Below are 16,974 nucleotides of genomic sequence, written 5' to 3' on the forward strand. Positions count from 1 at the left end.
TCTTAAAGGAGTCTGTCATGGTTTGGATAAAGCGACTTTCATTATTAGTGGTGGGCTTGTTAGCCATTATTGCTCTTTTACTGGCGTACGTTATGTTGTTCGTCAATCCGAATGATTTTAAAGACGAACTTAAAAGTGTTGCCTTAGAAAAAGCCAATGTCAGTTTGCGTCTGGATGGTGATATAAGTTGGTCTTTTTTCCCTTGGCTTGGGCTTGAGTTAGAGAATATCGGCGTTGCTTTGGGTGATGATCCAGAGATAGTGCAATTCGATCGTGCTGAATTCGGTGTGGCAATTTTGCCTTTGCTTGAGCGAAAAATTCAGGTGAATAAAGTTAACTTAGTCAATCTAAAGGCCAGTTTAAATAAGGATGTCAATGGCCAAGGCAACTGGCAATTAGAGTCGGCCGCTGCTGGTGCGGCGAATAGTGATTCATCAAGCCGCTCTGCGACACAGGCATCGACAAATGCCGTCACACAGACGGATGGCAATAGCACACCTTTCAAGATTCCCGATGTTCAATTGGATGAGTTACGCATTGAAAATGCACAGGTGTTGTACCGTGATGAACAAACGAAACAGCTTATCAATGCCGTTTTGAATGTTCAGCTAAACGATGTGCAGTGGGATAAAGCGTGGCCTATGGTCATGGACATTGCGGTGACACAAAGTGACTTGCAAGGTCAGTCGCCTATTAAAGCAAAGGCAACCTTAAACGCCAATCTTACCGTGTTCCCTGAGCGTGAATCCCTAACATTGGATTCTTTAGTTTTGTCGGCTGAGGTAGAGGGTGACAACTTACCGGCGAGTCCAATGAGTGCGAAGCTGAGCGCGGTGAATTTGGATATTGATTTGCCGCAAGAGAATGTGTTGGCTGAGGGCGTGGCATTAAGTGTCTTAGGGGTAAATGTTGACGCTAAAGTTCAAGCCTACCAAGTATTGAGTGATCCTCAATTTTCTGCCGTACTATCAGTCGGCGAGTTTAATCCTCGTTATCTAATGACGCGCTTAAACTTACCGTTGCCAGAGATGTCCGATGATTCCGCGCTGACTAAAGCGCGTGCCGATATTATATTTGAAGGCAGTTTAGATTCTATTACAGCTCAACCGATTTCTATTATGTTAGACGACACCAAAATAGAGGCCAATGCTGTGGTGGCTTTGTCTCCTTTGCGTTGGGATGTGAGTGTTGCGGGTGCTAATTTAAATTTAGACCGTTATCTTCCTGTGCCAGTTGAGCCAGTCGAGCCAGTCGAGCCAGTCGAGCCAGCCGATGATCAGGGGCAAGAAAAGCCACCAGAAGTGGCTGCGGATGTTAGCTCGAAAGACGACAGTGACCTCCTTCCCGTTGAGTTGCTGCGTAGTTTAAATGGTCATGTCGGCTTAGTGTTTGAAAACATAACGGTTAAAAACCTGAAAATAGACAAGATCGAACTTGACTCCACGCAAGCCAATGGCTTTATAAAAGTGTCACCATTGCACGCTTCCTTATATAAGGGAAACGTCTCATCAACGATGAATGTAGATGTGCGAGGACGTGTGCCATCCATTGATATTGTTCCTTCCATCGACGGTGTGCAGATTCAGCCATTATTGGTTGATTTCATGGACATGGATAAAATAGCGGGTGCAACCTATTTGACTGGTGAACTAAGCGCCAAGGGCAATCGTATAGACAGTTTAATGTCGTCTCTACAAGGGGATTTACTCATCGACATTAAAAATGGCGCCTTAGTAGGCACAAACCTAACAAAGACAGTGTGTGAGGGTATTGCTACCATCCGTAAGGATAAAATTGATGAGCAAAAGTTTGGTCCTGATACACCGTTTGAAACCATGCGTTTTCCGGCGCGTATTATGAATGGACAGGTGTCGACGCCAGGCTTGAAAATCAGTTCGGCAGGTGTGCAAGTGACGGGTAACGGTATTGTGTCATTACCCGACTCCTCATTGGATTATCAGGCGAACGTTGCTATTGCGGGTAGTACCTTAGATCAAGCTTGCCAAGTGAATGAGAAGGTTACTCAATTAGCGTTTCCAATCGTGTGTAAGGGGGAGTTTAGCGATGATCCAGCAGGTTTATGTCGTCCGGATATAAAAGGCTTTGGTCAGCTCTTTGCGGATTTGGCAAAAGCAGAATTGGCCGAAAAAGCAGCTGAGGAAAAAGCCCGTCTGCAAGAAAAAGTCGACGCTGAAAAAGCGCGTTTAAAAAGCAAAGTTGAAGAAGAAAAAGCGCGATTAAAAGCCGAGTTTGACGAAAAACGTCAAGCAGAGGAAGAAAGAGCAAAAGAAAAATTAAAAGAGAAGCTAAAGAGTTTGTTTTAGTTTCTGTTGAACATGTTGTGAACGTGAGAAGTAGATGCAAGCAGTTGAGAATTTTGCGCCCCGTGTTTTAGCGTGGTTTGATGAATACGGGCGTAAAAGTTTGCCTTGGCAAGAGAATAAAACCCCATATCGTGTATGGATTTCTGAGATCATGCTGCAGCAAACGCAAGTGACGACAGTGATTCCGTATTACCAGAAATTCATGACGTCGTTTCCAACGGTGGAGGCTTTGGCTGATGCTGAGCAAGACGACGTACTCGCTCATTGGAGTGGTTTAGGTTATTATGCCCGAGCACGTAATATGCACAAAGCCGCTAAAATGCTGGTGGACGAATTTGACAGTGAATTTCCGCAAACGGTGGAAGGTGTTTGCGAGTTGCCAGGGATTGGGCGTTCAACCGCAGCGGCGATTCTTTCTATTTCTCGTGGTGTTCAAGCGGCGATTCTGGATGGCAATGTCAAGCGTGTGTTGGCGCGTTTTCATGCCATACCCACGTGGCCTGGTGATAAAAAAACCGAAAGTGCCATGTGGGATTTGGCGGAACACTATATGCCTAATGCGCGTTGTGGTGATTACACGCAAGCCATGATGGATTTAGGTGCAACGCTCTGTACGCGATCCAAACCTCAGTGTTTGCTTTGCCCCTTGGAGCGTGACTGCCAAGGGCGTCTTAGCCAAGATCCAACGCAATTTCCGATTCGTAAACCCAAAAAAGCCGTAAAACCTGAGAGGAGTATTCAGCTATTGGTGTTGAATAATCCACAAGGACAGCTTTTGTTGGAAAAGCGTCCATCAACAGGTATCTGGGGAGGATTGTGGAGCTTGCCTGAATTGGCGTCGGAAGAGTCGATTGTTTTGCATGTTGAACAGCGTTTTGCGACGCAAGTGCACACTGTCATGCCATTGTCACCTTTTAGACATACTTTTAGTCATTATCATTTGGATATTGCACCAAGCCAAATTCAGCTGTCCGCTATGACGTTGGTGATGGAAGAGAATAAATATCAATGGTTTAGTCTACAAGATGCTTTGGCCCAAGGATTGCCTGCGCCAGTCAGAAACATTTTAGAACAGATTAACTGATTTGGATTTTTTGCATGATGACAGACAAAAAACGCTCCTATATTAAGCGTGTTAGCGAGGTATTTGTCTCGTTTTTATGGTTAGGTTTTACCAGTTTTGGTGGGCCTGCTGCGCACCTTGGTTATTTCAACCAGACCTTCATTAAGCGTAAGCAATGGGCAAGTGAGGCTCAATATGTCCAATGGGTCGCGCTGAGTCAGATAGTCCCCGGGCCAGGATCGAGTCAGGTTGGCTTTGCTTTGGGCTATCATCGCGCGGGTTTACTTGGCGCGATAGCTGCCTTTGTGGCTTTTACGTTACCGTCTTTTGTTGTTATGGTGCTTTTGGCTCAATTTGGTTACCACTGGCAGGGGAATGTGTTTTTCGATGGTGTTGTTCATGCATTGAAATTATTGGCCGTGGTGGTGGTGGCTGATGCCTGTGTGAGTATGTGGCGATCTTTCTGTCAGCGCAAGGCAATGGCGTGTGTGGCTCTTTTGAGTGCTGCGACGCTGATATGGATGCCATTTAGTTTTAGCAGTCTTGTGGTGTTAGTTATCGCCGCTTGTATTGGCTTTTTCCTGCCTTTTTCGTCTTTAAATGCTCATGACCCGTTACCTAAGGTGCGTTGTGCTTGGTTTTTGTTGTTTTTATCGGTCGGCCTGTTTTTAATTAGCTTTGCTTTTGACAGTGGGTTAGGTGGTGTGTTTGCTGATTTCTATCGAGCTGGTGCTCTGGTATTCGGTGGTGGTCATGTGGTTTTACCTATGCTGTCGGCATTTGTTTCCGATCGTGTCTCTGAGGCGAATTTGCTGATTGGATATGCCGCGGCACAAGCGGTTCCTGGTCCAATGTTTACCATGGCAAGCTTTCTTGGTGCGTCTGCGGCACCGCAAGGAGCCAATGTTTGGTTGTGGGCGGGTATCGCAACATTAGGTGTGTTTTTATCAGGTTTGCTCTTGATGCTCGGTGCGCAAAACATCTGGCACCATTTATCAAGCAATACGCGATGCCGTGGTATTGTGGCGAGCCTAAACGCTGCCGTAGTCGGTATATTAATCGCGGCTCTATACCATCCTATTGGAACGTCAAGCCTTGTTAGTGTGTGGGATATTGTTTGTGTTGCCCTAGGATTTATTTGGTTGAAATACAAACGACCTTCGATTTTTATGTTGATTATTGTGTTTGTTCTAATCGGACTGGTGCGCCGTTATTGATTCTAGGAGTGACGAGTCATGCTCACCTTGAATTTTGCTGTGTTGGCGCCATTATTTATACTGTATTTTTATGATGACGAGAGAGTTTTATGGCGAACACGGTTTTTTGTAAAAAATTTCAGAAAGAAATGGAAGCCTTAGATCGTGCTCCATTGCCGGGGGCAAAAGGCCAAGAGATTCTACAAAATGTCTCCAAGCAGGCTTGGCAAGAATGGCAGCAACTGCAAACCATGATGATTAATGAGAAGCAATTAAACTTGATGCAACCAGAGTCTCGTAAATACGTGATGGAGCAAATGGAAAAGTTCTTTAACAATGAGGCAACGGATAAATTGTCAGGCTATGTTGATCCTGATGATATTAAAGAGCTTTAATCGGTGATATCGGGTTGGATTTTTCTCAACCATCGTCGTAAGTTTTAACAAAAATGCCCCTTGTTAATTGGATTAACAAGGGGCATTTTTGTGGGTAAACGTTATTGTTTATTAGACGCAGTGTCTTTTATTGGGTGACAAAGCTGGCAAATAAAATGTCTTTCACGGGTGCTAAGTTGGTTTCTTTCTGTAAAGCATCATTGACCGCAATAGCCGCTTCTTCACGCGTTTTTTCTCGTGCTATGGCACCGGTGACTTGTTCTGTGGTGCGTGAGCTAAGGAACATTACCAAGGCATCTCTAACTAGCGGCATATTGGCTTCTATTAAGTCTTTTGAGTTGACGTCAGTTCGAATGCTAATGCTGGTTTTGATATATTTTAGTCGGGAGTCATCACCTAAATGGTTAACAACAAAATCTGGTTTTAATTCCACGTAGGCTGGTGGCGATGCAACTTCCTCTTCAGCATGGCTGACCATGCTAGTAAGTCCGTAAAGTAAAAAAAAAGTAAAAAGACTATGTTTGTTAAGCAGGGATATCATCAATGACATGTTAGGTTCTCGTATTCGTTCCAATTGGCAGTATACTAACTGCCATTAAAGCTTGCTGTCAGTAGTAATTTTGTACTTTCTTATTTTTCTACTTTCTTGCGCAAGTTTATTTTTAAGCTGGTTTTATTTTATTTCGTTTACTGAGAGGTTGTTGTCTATGGTTGCCTTGTTATCCGCTCGTCGCTTTCATGGTTTGGTAGCATTTGTCGCTTTCGCGCTTTTAGCGGTGGCTTTTTATATGGAATATCAAATGGGATTAGAGCCTTGTCCTCTTTGCATGTTGCAACGAATTGCCTTTTTCTGTGTAGGCGTTATGTCTTTGTTATCCGCCTTGACGGGGAGTGTAAAAGTTCGCAAAGCGTGTGCTTGGGTGGTAACGGTTTTATCTTTGATCGGCGCGGCTTTAGCCATTCGACACTTGTATTTGCAAAGTCTGCCAAGCGATGAGTTGCCAGCGTGTTTGCCAGGGTTGAGCTATATGTTTGAGGTGTTTCCATGGCAAGAAATTATGCAGGCAATGGTGATGGGAACAGGGGAATGTGGTGAAGTTCATTGGACTTTATTCGGTATTAGTATTCCAGGTTGGACATTGCTTGCCTTTATTGGGATGGCGTTGGTGAATATTGTTATTGCGTTGCGAGTCGGTAAAAAAACATCTTTCTAGTAAACCGTTACAAAACCCCTCAGGTGATAGTCTTGCAGGGGTTAACAGATCGGAATATGCTTGAAACAAAGGTGAATTATAATAAACGCGTGATGGAGTCTGTATATGTTAGAAGGTTGTAAAACAGCCCAAGAACGATGGGGCGGTGTTCACGATATTATCGATCGTTGGCTTGAGCAGCGTCGTCAGCTTATCGAGTTGTGTATTTATTTACGTGATCGTGGTGAGTTCACTCCGACAGACACTCCTAAGATTCAATCTCTTTGTGAGATGCTAGTGGATTATGTGTCAGTTGGACATTTTACGGTTTATGAACAGCTAGCGCTGGAAGCCAAAGAGTTTCACGACGATAGTGCCTTGGTTTTGTTGCGCAAGTTGTTGCCAAAAATCGATGCTTCAACTGAGGTCGCGATTGAATTTAACGATAAGTATGACACCAAAGAGCATTGTAATTCTCAGCTTGAAGCCTTGCCGTTTTCATTGAAAGCCTTGATTCTTGTGATAGCCGAACGATTCCAATATGAAGATCAGTTGATTAAGGAATTACATGAAGCACATAGCGAAAAAAGCGCTTGAGCTTGGTTTAATTGCTTTTAGCTCTGTTGCCTTGCTGTCTTGCTCTGCTGAAGCGCCTATTCGTACAGCAAAATACGCTGAGCAGGGGCTGTATTCTGCTGGGCTGAGTGATGACGGTTCCTCTGCGTTAATTGGTTCCGTGCAGCATGGTGGCAGTTATTGGGTAAATGCTGTTAATGAGCGACGTTTTAACTGGAATCATGCTGCAGGTGAATTTTCATCCATAGTAGGCGTTGATATTGATCCTAGCGGTCTTTATGCGGCAACAGGTGGCGCTCGCACATTAGTGCTTTGGAATACCACAACGGGTATGTCTGAAGGCTTTTGGTCGACGCCCGGTGATATTCAGTCCTTAAAACTGACTCAAAATGGCAACAATGCTCTTATTGGTTTGAATGATCAAACCGCGCGTTTTTTTGATATTAAAAACGGTGGTATAAAGCAAACCTTAAGAACAGGGGCAACGGTTCGAGCTGTGGACGTCATGTCTGATGGCAGCATTGGAATCACTGGTGATGATTTGTCCAATGTCATTTTATGGAATTTGCAAACCGGTGAAAAAATACACCAGTGGACATTAAGTAATGACATTGCCAGTGTCGCATTATCAAGTGACGGGAAATATGCCTTTGGTGCAGCCCAGCTTGGTAACGCAAAAATTTGGTCCACGCGTGATGGTAAAGAGTTGACGAATATTGACACTGGTGCTTTAAAGTACCGCAACGTGACGCTTAGCCAAGCCGTATTTTCACAAGATAATCGATTCATTCTTGTTGGTGGTGTGAATAGTCAAGTTTCTCTTGTGCAAGTCAGTACTGGTGCAATACAAAAAGAATGGCGTATTTATTTGCCTAAAGGTCGTCCTGCAGGGGCGAGCGTGTTGTCCTTGGCTTTTGCTCCGGGTAATCGTTATTACGCAATTGGAAGTAATGGTTACTTAAACGTATTGGAATAATGCATGCCTCAATCCTCTGATTCATTCTCATTGTTTAGTAAAAGACAACAGTCAATGTGGGCGGCGTTATTTGCAGCGCAAGCGGCTATTGCGGTTGCGGCAGGGGCGTTCGGTGCTCATGCTCTTGAAGGTATGCTAGACGTGAAGGCGCTGGGGTGGTGGCAGACAGGTAGCCAGTATCTTATGTATCATGCATTGGCTGGCTTGATTGTTTCCACTGTGCTTTTGTCTTTACCTTCTAGAAAACTTATTTTATGCCTATTTTTTCTGGGTAATATGTTATTTGCTGGCAGCTTGTACGCGATGGCCTTAACGGGCTACCGATTTTTAGGCACAGTCACACCTTTGGGTGGCCTATGTTATTTGCTGGCTTGGTGCTTTTTGATTTATCGTTTATGGCGTCTAGGTAGAAGTCAGTAACGTGATCTGTGGGGCAAACGCTTTTGAAAAGGGATAACAAAGCAGGACATCGCATGGTTTTTCCGGTAGTATGCGTGCCGAATTAATGATCGATTTAGGCTGAGACGATGGCCTATTTTGGCTTGTCACATAGTAGAATTAAGCGATACGAAACCATGCAAGAACACGATACAGAGGCTCAAGAACCGTTTCACAAACGCACTATCCGCAGTTTTGTTGTACGCGGTGGTCGAATGACGGAAGGTCAACAAAAGAACTATGAAGCAAATTGGGCCATATACGGTTTGAATCTTGCTGATGGTCGAATTGATTACACGACCGTATTTGGTCGAGAATCCGATGTTATTATTGAAGTTGGTTTTGGCATGGGATCTTCTCTTGCTGAAATGGCAAAAAACGCTCCTGAAAAAGATTTTATTGGTATTGAAGTGCATCCACCTGGGGTGGCAAAACTGATGATGCTAGCCAAAGAGCAAGGCATTACTAATTTACGCGTATATTGTGATGATGCCATAGAAGTGATGGCGAACTGCTTACCACAAAACGTAGCCAGTGCTTTCCAATTGTTTTTTCCAGACCCTTGGCATAAAAAGAAACACAACAAGCGTCGTATTGTTCAGCCTTTATTTGCAGAGCAAGTGGCTAATGTGTTGAGGGATGGTGGACACTTTCATATGGCAACGGATTGGCAGCCATATGCCGAACATATGATGGAAGTCATGGAGGAGCAGGTGTTGTATGAAAATGCCGCTGGAAAGGGCTTATATCACCCACGCCCAGAATGGCGACCGCTTACTAAGTTTGAACAGCGCGGTGAACGCTTAGGTCATGGTGTTTGGGATTTGATTTACACTAAAAAGTAATTAAGCTGTATGTCTAGCTAGGACAACAGACAATAAAAAAGCGACTTCATTGAGTCGCTTTTTTATTGGTGAAATGTTGAGATTATTTAATCTCAACGCTCTCACGGCTGTTGCCAGCATCAAAATGTTCTTGGAATACTTTTGGTGTACGTCCACGACCAGTCCATTCATGAACCTCGCCATCAACCGTTAGGCGATATTTGGGTTCTACTGTTTTGCCTTTTGCAGCGCCTGCTTTTGGTGCCGTCAATAAAGCAATCTCTTCCATAGTTAGGCCGCTTTTTGCGATTAGAGTGGCAATTTCTTCTGCACGAGCAGATTTCATTGCTTGCTCAGCTTCGCGCGCTGCTTCTTCTTCTTTGACTTTTTCAAGTGCATTGTTGAAGCCAGCAATTAGGTTTTCTAGCTGCGCAACGGTTAGTTCTTTGGCGGCCGCGCGTGCTTTTGCTTTATTGCTTGCTAATTCTAGTAATAAACTCATTAGTGTCCCCTATTTATCTGTTAAGAACTGGTTGTCTCTTAATAACTGGTTGGTCTTGCACTGAAAAAGAGATCCGTCTTTTACATCCAGTGGCGCGTTTAAATCAATAAATCTTTTAAGATAGAGAAACTTTATTTTCTGTCTGAGCATGGATCTAAATCAGAGATGAAAATGAACTTTATCTTGTAATGCTAACTCAATATTAACGTCAACCTGTAAAATCTTGAATGGCTTGCTAATACAGTGTGGTGTGATTTTATACTATTTCAAGTTTGAGTTGTGGATTTTAATAAAAAATACTCTAACATGCTAATCAAATAATGCGTTGGAATCGTTAGAAAAGTGTAAACAATAGGATAATACATGAATTCTATATCAGATAACTTAAGTTCAGAGTTTTCTATATTAAAAAAATACAGTGACAATATTATTCAGTTATTTGAAGAGGGGGCAACGGTCCCTTTCGTCGCTCGGTATCGAAAAGAAAGTACGGGCGGTATGAGCGATATAGATTTACGTTCTTTTTACGATAGATGGCAATATCTTGCAGAATTTAAAAAACGTCAAGAGAGCATTCTCGCGACATTGTCACAGGATCCAGCGGTGCCAGTTACGATACTTAATAAGCTTCGTCAGGCAACGTCTAAAAATGAACTAGAAGATCTCTATTCACCCTATAAGAAAACGCGTAAAACGAAAGCAGACGAAGCGAAAGAGCAGGGGCTTTTGCCTTTGGCTACACTGATTTGGACAGGTCGTCAGGCAGACACTCTACCTGCTGTTTCCGCCTGGTGTCAGCAGAATGCCATTAGTATGTCTGCTGAGTCTGCATTAGAAGGCGTGACGGAAATATTGAATGAAGCAATCGCAAATGACAGTGACGTTCTGAAAAAGGGGCGTGAAGAGCTCTTGAAAGATGGTATTTTAACCAGCCGTGTTTTACGTGGAAAAAAAGAGCAAGGTGAAAAGTTTAGAGATTACTTTGATTATCAAGAAGCGATCAATAAAGTGCCTTCTCATCGATTATTAGCTCTTTTCCGAGCCAAAAAAGAAGCCATTCTTAAACTCAGTGTGTCCTTAAAAGATACGGTTGGTTATCCCAGTAGACTAATTTTTCCTCACCTTAATCAATTACTTGATAATAAGGCACCTGAGTCTCAAAGGATGACCGCATTGCAATATCGTTATTTAAACCTAGCTTGGGAAAATAAATTATTGCCGAAATTAGAGTCCGATGTGCTTGCGCAATTGAAAGAGCGAGCTGAGGAGGGCGCCATACAGGTATTTGCTAACAATCTTCAGGATTTATTGATGGCCGCTCCTGCCGGTGCTCACCGAGTATTAGGTGTGGACCCAGGTTTTCGTAATGGCGTTAAGTTAGCGGTCATTAATGAGCAAGGCTCTTTGTTAGATCATGGTGTTATTTACCCGCATGGGCCTCAAAATCGCATACAAGAAGCGAATGCCATGCTGTCTACACTCATTCATCAGCACCGCATTGGTTGGGTGGCAATTGGTAACGGTACGGCTTCAAGAGAGACTGAAGCCTTAATCAAGGCGCTGATAAAAGAATCCAACCTAGAATGCCGTGCTGTTGTCGTTAGTGAAGCGGGGGCGTCTGTGTATTCTGCTTCGCCAATAGCAATAGAAGAATTTCCTGATTTAGATGTCACGATTCGAGGGGCGGTATCGATTGCACGACGCTTTCAAGACCCTCTTGCTGAGCTGGTAAAAATCGATCCTCAAGCCATTGGTGTGGGACAGTATCAACATGATGTAAAAGTTTCTCAACTGACAAAATCCCTTGCTAATGTTGTGGAAGATTGTGTGAACCGAGTGGGCGTTGATATTAACCTCGCTTCTGTTTCTTTACTGTCTTACGTGTCAGGTTTAACGCATCGTTTAGCACAGAATATTGTCGATTATCGTCAACAAAAAGGTCGAATAGAATCCCGTGCCGAGTTATTAAAAATCAAAGGTATTGGCGATAAATGTTTTGAACAGTGCGCGGGTTTTTTAAGAATACTAAATGGTAAAGAGGCGTTGGATCAGTCAGGTGTTCATCCTGAGTCCTATCCTTTAGTGCAGAAAATGGCGGCGCAATTAAAGTTAAAAGCGCACGATTTGCTGAATAACAGCGGTGCTTTGCAGCAGCTGAGACAATTAGCGCCCAGTTTTGCGCAAGCGGGAGATTTTACGTATTCGGATATTCTCAATGAGCTTGCTAAACCTGGTCGAGATCCGCGGCCTGAGTTTCGTTATGCGTCATTTGATCAAAGTGTGCAAACGTTAGAAGACCTTCAAGAAGGCATGGTTTTAGAGGGCGTTGTCACCAATGTGGCTGCCTTTGGCGCGTTTGTGGATTTGGGTGTGCATCAAGATGGTTTGATTCATATCTCTCAGCTAGCAGATCGTTTTGTGAAAGATCCAAGGGATTTTGTACGAGTAGGGCAGGTTGTCAATGTGACCGTGCTTGAAGTAGATGTGCAGCGTAAACGTATTGCATTAAAGGCAAATGGGCTTTGATCAATTTATCTTTAAAAAAACAAAAACCGATTAGAGGGTTCTAATCGGTTTTAGAATAACGCATAACGTTAGTGTAAAAGGGATAGTGACGAATTTTAAACCGCTACTGCGATTTGTGCTTTTGCTTCATTGAACGCTTCTTCGCCAGGTGCGCCCATTGCTTGACCACCAGCAATGAAAGTCTCTTTCACATTTAGGCCAATGAAGCCTAGGAATGTTTGAATGTGCGGTACTTGGTGATTAAATGCTTCACCTGCAGAGAAACTGCCGCTTGCAGCAAAGATGTAGGCATCTTTGTTTACCAAGCCAACAGGGCCAGTTTCTGTATATTTAAAGGTACGACCAGCACGAGCAATATAGTCAAAGTAAGACTTTAAGGTAGAAGGAATGCCGAAGTTGTACATTGGAGCAGAAACGATAACTACATCTGCAGATTCTAGTTCCGTAATCAATTCGTCGCCAATCGCTACAATGGCTTTTTGCTCAGCAGTGCGACTTTCTTCAGATGTGAATAGTGCACCGAGCGTCTCGCTAGTAAAATGTGGTAGTGGGTTCGCAGCTACATCACGGGCAACCACTTTGCCGTCAGGATTTTTGGCGAGCCATTTTTCAACAAATTCATTCGCCAATTGACGAGATTTAGAGTTTTCGCCAGAGGCACTAGAATCGATACGTAATAAAGTTGCCATAAAAATACATTCTCCGTAATAAAGTATTGAGCCTATTTGGCTCTGGTATTTGACAGTTGCTCCATACTATAACCAAATTATTCGATTAAAAAGCGACATTTATTGAAGATATTGATCGAAAAATGCGATACTTTTGCTGTTGAATTATTATAGCTAATTGACCTTATTAAAAGAGAATCACTTTGAAAGCCCCAAGAGTAACCTTAGAACAGTGGCGAGTACTGCAATCGGTTGTCGATAAAGGTGGTTTTGCTCAAGCCGCTGAGGCTCTGCATAAAAGCCAATCTTCTGTTAGCTATACCGTAGCCAAACTGCAAGAGCAGTTAGGTTATCCTTTATTGATTATAGAAGGTCGTAAAGCCAAGCTGACCGAGCGCGGTGAAGTATTATTGCGCCGTTCACGGCACCTTTTAAAAGAAGCGATTGATTTAGAAGAGCTTGCGCATACCTTGGGGCAAGGCTGGGAGCCAGAATTAGAGTTGGTTGTTGATCAGACATTTCCTACACCGGCTTTATTACGCGCATTAAAGTTATTTGAACCACAAAGTAAGGGAACACAAGTTCAGCTCAAAGAAGTGGTGTTAAGCGGTGGTTTAGAAGCCTTAAAGCAAGGTCGGCCAGATCTTGTGTTAAGTGCGATCGTGCCAAAAGGGTATCTTGCGGATCCTATCGTTGAGGTTGAGTTGCTTGCAGTTGCTTCTCCACAGCATCTTTTGTTTCAGGAGGAAGGTTTAATCGATAACGAACGGTTAAGTCGAGAATTGCAGTTGGTTATTCGCGACTCTGCTGTAGAAACGTCTATGGATGCAGGTTGGCTAGGCACCGATCGCCGCTGGACTGTATCCAGTGTGCAATCAGCATTAGAAATTGTAGTTAGTGGCATCGGGTTCGCTTGGCTGCCAAAAGCAGACATACACGATGAGTTGGACAGCGGAAAATTACAGAAACTTAACCTTGTTTCGGGTAGTGAGCGCAATTTCCATCTCTATGCCATTTTTGGTAAAGGTGAGCGTACTGGTCCAGCGACACGGCTGCTGGTAGAACTACTTCAAGCCGAATGCAACAGTTGTCCAAAACGTTCTGTCATCACAGCAGATAACACTTCGTTTTTAAAATGATAGAAAGTGTTATCTGTGCTGAGTATTTAAAAGATCACTCGCTGGTTTGATCTTGAATAATACGCAATAAAGAGGGAAGGAGAGCACGGTCTACGTGGCTTTCTACATTCCATAACTTCGCGATAGCGATGGCTTTTGGGCAATGGAACAGTATTTTTTCAATATGAATTTTCACGACTAATTTTGGTGGTTTAGGGTCACTAAAGAGCGATAGAAGATCCTCATCACGATGCAAACTGGCAATGCCCTTTGCGCGGACAACTTCACCAATACCTGGAATCATAAACAGCAACCCCATTTCAGGTTGAGTAACAAGGTTTTTTAGGCTGTCTAAGCGGTTATTGCCCGCAGAGTCTGCAAAAGCCAGTGTTTTTGAGTCCAAGACTCTGATGAATCCCGCTTCTCCGCCACGAGGCGAGATGTCTGCGAAGCCATTTTTATCGGTGGTAGAAATAAGAACAAAAGGACTGTTTTTTATAAAGGTAACGGCGTGCTGTTCAAGCTCGGTGATTTCTTTACTTACAGCCAGTGGGTGAGGCTGATCGTAGAGGGCTTCTAGTTGCTCTAGTGATGTTATTTGGCTCATGCCAGTCCTTTTGTCTGTATGGTCGATGTTTGATTTTATCGTAGTGTTCATTCTATAACACTAATGCCATCATGAGGAGGTCATCTAATTAGCATTTTTCTGCGTATAAGAAAGTCTGAAGCGGTTTTTGAATAAGTTACATTTATTTTTTTTAGAGCAAAAGGAGGCGATATGATTACAGTACATCATTTAGAAAACTCACGATCTCAGCGTATCTTATGGTTGCTGGAAGAGCTTGGTTTAGAGTATGACATTGTGGAATATAAGCGCGACCCAGACACAGCGTCAGCGCCAGAATCGTTAAAAAAAGTACACCCTCTTGGTAAGTCACCGGTTATTACGGATGGCGGGCTAACGGTAGCGGAATCGGGCGCAATAATAGAATATTTATTAGACAAATATGACGCTGACAATCGTTTAAGACCAACAGAAGGTCAGGCGCTATTAGATTATCGTTATTGGTTGCACTTCGCAGAAGGTTCGTTGATGCCGCTGTTGGTGATGAAGTTAGTGATGATGAAGGTCCCACAAAGTCCAATGCCCTTTTTTGTGAAACCGATCGCAAAGGCATTAACGGGGAAAATCCAAGAAAAATTCATTATGCCACGTATTCAGCCGCAACTGCTTTTTATCGAAAAGACCTTAGGTGAGCATACTTGGTTGGTTGGTGACACGTTAACGGCCGCTGATATTCAGATGAGTTTTCCATTGCAAGCTTCAAGTACGCGCATGGATTTGGCTAAATTTCCTAATATTGCTCGTTTTATTAAGCAAGTCGAAGCCATTCCAACGTATCAAAAAGCGATAGAAAAAGGTGGTGCGTTTACAACACTATAGGTGTTCGTGGGACGTTTATGCACCGCACTAGTGTTTACTTTATTAAGGGTGTTAGTGTGGTGTCTAAATTCTGCACTATTTGTTGATATTCGTTCTCATTAAGTGTATTTTGCACCTCTTAGTTTTTCTATTTAAAAGAGGTTTAACGGATTAATGGCACCTGAGCACCAAGTTCCCCAAAACGTTGGTGAGCTTTATGTGGAACACAGTTCGTGGTTAACAGGATGGATCCGTAAACGTTTAGGCTGTCAGGAATTGGCGGCTGACATTGCCCAAGATACTTTTGTTCGATTACTTAAAAAGCCAAAATATTTCGCCAATATGGGTGAGGTTAGAGCGTTTTTAAGCACAGTCGCTAAGGGATTATATATTGATCAATGGCGTCGTAAGCAAATAGAGCAGGCTTGGTTAGAGTCGTTAATGCACAGCGAGGAAGCGTTTTATCCTTCCGCAGAGCATTCTGCGTCGATGATAGAGTTGCTTTGTGAGTTGGACGCGATGATTGCCAAAATGCCTAAAAAAGTGGCCAATGCCTTTATTTTATCTCAAATACATGGTTTAACGTATTCAGACATCGCTCAGCGCTTGTCTGTCTCTGAAAGAATGGTAAAACGCTATATGGCGCAGGCCATGTTACACTGTGTTTTGCTTAAATCTGACTTGTCTTTGTAGATATTATGACTTCATCTCAATCTGTCACCTATGCCCATCTTGAGGCCGCTTCTGAGTGGTTTGCCGTTTTATCTGATACACCTGTCTCGGAGGTCGATCAGGCGGCATGGCAGCGATGGCTGAATGAAGACGACGTGCACCGTAAAGCGTGGCAGCAGGTGGAGTCTGTCAGTGTTATGTTTTCTTCTTTTCAAAACCCTGAGTCTCAGCAATCAGCGAGTTATGTATTAGACAAAACGCACACTGTTAGTCGGCGTCAGTTTATGAAAGGGGTGCTTGGTTTGGCCGGTATTGCCTCGTTGGGGTGGGTGAGTTGGCAAAACACCGCATTGCCTTCAATGGTGGCGGCGTGGCACGCCGATTTTCATACCTCGGTGGGCGAGCAGTCTTCCTTCTCTTTAGAAGACGGTTCCCATGTGTGGTTAAACACCAACAGTGCAATGACTCCTTATTATACCGCCGCTATTCGACACCTATCCTTGCTGTCGGGTGAGGCTTTTGTGGAGCTAGCAAACCAAGATAGTCGACCTTTTGCCCTGTCTTGTGGTCAGGCTACCGTGCGTCCAATGACCGATAAGGCGCGGTTTTGTCTGCGACATTTACCTGACCAGCAAGCCATCCTCTCTGTGTATCGTGGTACTTTGTCTATTGCCTTGAATGAATCGACTGTCACAAAAGAAATTCACGCTGGAGAATCCGTTACTTTTACTCCGCAATCCTTTGCTGAAGTAAGGCCGGCGTTGGCCTTATATGAATCTTGGGTAAAAGGCTTGTTGGTCGTAGAAGACATGCCTTTGTCTGACTTTGTCAACGAGCTGAGCCGCTATCGCCACGGTTTTATTAACGTTGACCCAAACATTGCGGACTGGCGTGTGGTTGGAACGTATCCCGTGCAAAATACAGACGTGATATTTAGCATGCTAGAGAGCAGTTTCCCTCTTCACGTTAAAGAAACGCTGCCTTGGTGGATCAGTATTTCTCCTGTTTAATTCACCATAAAGCGACTGCATTAAATATTTATTAAAAAGTAGACGTTTTCATGTCCCCTTTTACTCTGCC

General features: G+C 43.6%; 18 protein-coding genes. 14 read left to right on the forward strand and 4 right to left on the reverse strand.

Going from position 1 to position 16,974, the window contains the following annotated elements:
* Nucleotides 1-17: 17 nt before the first annotated feature.
* From DK187_RS14645 to DK187_RS14660, 4 genes are all read left to right on the forward strand, one after another.
* On the forward strand, nt 18-2,324 hold the full coding sequence (locus tag DK187_RS14645; protein WP_111608097.1) for an AsmA family protein: 2,307 nt from the start codon (nt 18-20) through the stop codon (nt 2,322-2,324).
* A gap of 34 nt (nt 2,325-2,358) precedes the next feature.
* The gene (gene mutY / locus DK187_RS14650) at nt 2,359-3,408 is read left to right on the forward strand and encodes an A/G-specific adenine glycosylase (RefSeq protein ID WP_111608098.1); all 1,050 of its coding nucleotides are present in this window, start codon (nt 2,359-2,361) and stop codon (nt 3,406-3,408) included.
* Nucleotides 3,409-3,422: 14 nt separating this feature from the next.
* A complete protein-coding gene (gene chrA, locus DK187_RS14655; RefSeq protein ID WP_111608099.1) occupies nt 3,423-4,604 on the forward strand; it encodes a chromate efflux transporter in 1,182 nt (393 codons plus the stop codon).
* Between the two features lie 89 nt (nt 4,605-4,693).
* Nucleotides 4,694-4,978 (forward strand): oxidative damage protection protein, encoded by a 285-nt coding sequence (locus DK187_RS14660; RefSeq protein WP_111608100.1) that lies wholly within the window; start codon nt 4,694-4,696, stop codon nt 4,976-4,978.
* Between the two features lie 127 nt (nt 4,979-5,105).
* Here the strand turns inward: DK187_RS14660 and DK187_RS14665 are convergent, their stop codons facing one another.
* Nucleotides 5,106-5,456, reverse strand: coding sequence for a flagellar basal body-associated FliL family protein (locus tag DK187_RS14665; RefSeq protein WP_223232240.1), 351 nt, complete (start codon nt 5,454-5,456; stop codon nt 5,106-5,108).
* A 229-nt stretch (nt 5,457-5,685) separates the two neighbouring features.
* Here DK187_RS14665 and DK187_RS14670 point away from each other — a divergent pair, with 229 nt between their 5' ends.
* From DK187_RS14670 to trmB, 5 genes are all read left to right on the forward strand, one after another.
* A complete protein-coding gene (locus DK187_RS14670; protein ID WP_111608102.1) occupies nt 5,686-6,192 on the forward strand; it encodes a disulfide bond formation protein B in 507 nt (168 codons plus the stop codon).
* 105 nt (nt 6,193-6,297) lie between these two features.
* Complete coding sequence (gene rsd / locus DK187_RS14675; RefSeq protein WP_111608103.1) at nt 6,298-6,768, forward strand: sigma D regulator; 471 nt, start codon at nt 6,298-6,300, stop codon at nt 6,766-6,768.
* Nucleotides 6,740-7,723, forward strand: a complete 984-nt coding sequence (locus DK187_RS14680; RefSeq protein ID WP_111608104.1) for a WD40 repeat domain-containing protein — start codon at nt 6,740-6,742, stop codon at nt 7,721-7,723. The genes rsd and DK187_RS14680 overlap by 29 nt, the downstream gene beginning before the upstream one ends.
* Before the next feature lie 3 nt (nt 7,724-7,726).
* Entirely contained in the window at nt 7,727-8,143 is a 417-nt protein-coding gene (locus tag DK187_RS14685; RefSeq protein ID WP_111608105.1) for a DUF423 domain-containing protein, read from the forward strand.
* Nucleotides 8,144-8,298: 155 nt separating this feature from the next.
* The gene (gene trmB / locus DK187_RS14690; protein WP_111608173.1) at nt 8,299-9,006 is read left to right on the forward strand and encodes a tRNA (guanosine(46)-N7)-methyltransferase TrmB; all 708 of its coding nucleotides are present in this window, start codon (nt 8,299-8,301) and stop codon (nt 9,004-9,006) included.
* 82 nt (nt 9,007-9,088) lie between these two features.
* Here the strand turns inward: trmB and DK187_RS14695 are convergent, their stop codons facing one another.
* Nucleotides 9,089-9,487 carry an H-NS histone family protein gene (locus tag DK187_RS14695; RefSeq protein ID WP_111608106.1) on the reverse strand — a complete coding sequence of 133 codons (399 nt, stop codon included), beginning with the start codon at nt 9,485-9,487 and terminating at the stop codon, nt 9,089-9,091.
* A 363-nt stretch (nt 9,488-9,850) separates the two neighbouring features.
* Here DK187_RS14695 and DK187_RS14700 point away from each other — a divergent pair, with 363 nt between their 5' ends.
* Complete coding sequence (locus tag DK187_RS14700) at nt 9,851-12,013, forward strand: Tex family protein (RefSeq protein WP_111608107.1); 2,163 nt, start codon at nt 9,851-9,853, stop codon at nt 12,011-12,013.
* 95 nt (nt 12,014-12,108) lie between these two features.
* Here the strand turns inward: DK187_RS14700 and DK187_RS14705 are convergent, their stop codons facing one another.
* A complete protein-coding gene (locus DK187_RS14705) occupies nt 12,109-12,702 on the reverse strand; it encodes an FMN-dependent NADH-azoreductase (RefSeq protein ID WP_111608108.1) in 594 nt (197 codons plus the stop codon).
* Nucleotides 12,703-12,884: 182 nt separating this feature from the next.
* On the opposite strand from DK187_RS14705, the gene DK187_RS14710 reads away from it, so the two are divergent.
* A complete protein-coding gene (locus DK187_RS14710; protein ID WP_111608109.1) occupies nt 12,885-13,820 on the forward strand; it encodes a LysR family transcriptional regulator in 936 nt (311 codons plus the stop codon).
* Between the two features lie 34 nt (nt 13,821-13,854).
* Here DK187_RS14710 and DK187_RS14715 read toward each other — a convergent pair whose 3' ends face one another.
* A complete protein-coding gene (locus DK187_RS14715) occupies nt 13,855-14,406 on the reverse strand; it encodes an MSMEG_1061 family FMN-dependent PPOX-type flavoprotein (RefSeq protein ID WP_111608110.1) in 552 nt (183 codons plus the stop codon).
* Between the two features lie 171 nt (nt 14,407-14,577).
* On the opposite strand from DK187_RS14715, the gene DK187_RS14720 reads away from it, so the two are divergent.
* The 3 genes from DK187_RS14720 to DK187_RS14730 all read left to right on the forward strand — a co-directional run bounded on the left by DK187_RS14720 (nt 14,578) and on the right by DK187_RS14730 (nt 16,904).
* Nucleotides 14,578-15,243: a glutathione S-transferase gene (locus DK187_RS14720; RefSeq protein ID WP_111608111.1), complete on the forward strand. Its 666-nt coding sequence runs from the start codon at nt 14,578-14,580 to the stop codon at nt 15,241-15,243.
* Nucleotides 15,244-15,396: 153 nt separating this feature from the next.
* Nucleotides 15,397-15,915, forward strand: a complete 519-nt coding sequence (locus tag DK187_RS14725) for a sigma-70 family RNA polymerase sigma factor (RefSeq protein ID WP_111608112.1) — start codon at nt 15,397-15,399, stop codon at nt 15,913-15,915.
* Nucleotides 15,916-15,920: 5 nt separating this feature from the next.
* The gene (locus tag DK187_RS14730; RefSeq protein ID WP_111608113.1) at nt 15,921-16,904 is read left to right on the forward strand and encodes a DUF4880 domain-containing protein; all 984 of its coding nucleotides are present in this window, start codon (nt 15,921-15,923) and stop codon (nt 16,902-16,904) included.
* Nucleotides 16,905-16,974 lie beyond the last annotated feature (70 nt).

Origin of the sequence: Marinomonas arctica, assembly GCF_003259225.1 — a bacterium.
Lineage (GTDB): Bacteria > Pseudomonadota > Gammaproteobacteria > Pseudomonadales > Marinomonadaceae > Marinomonas > Marinomonas arctica.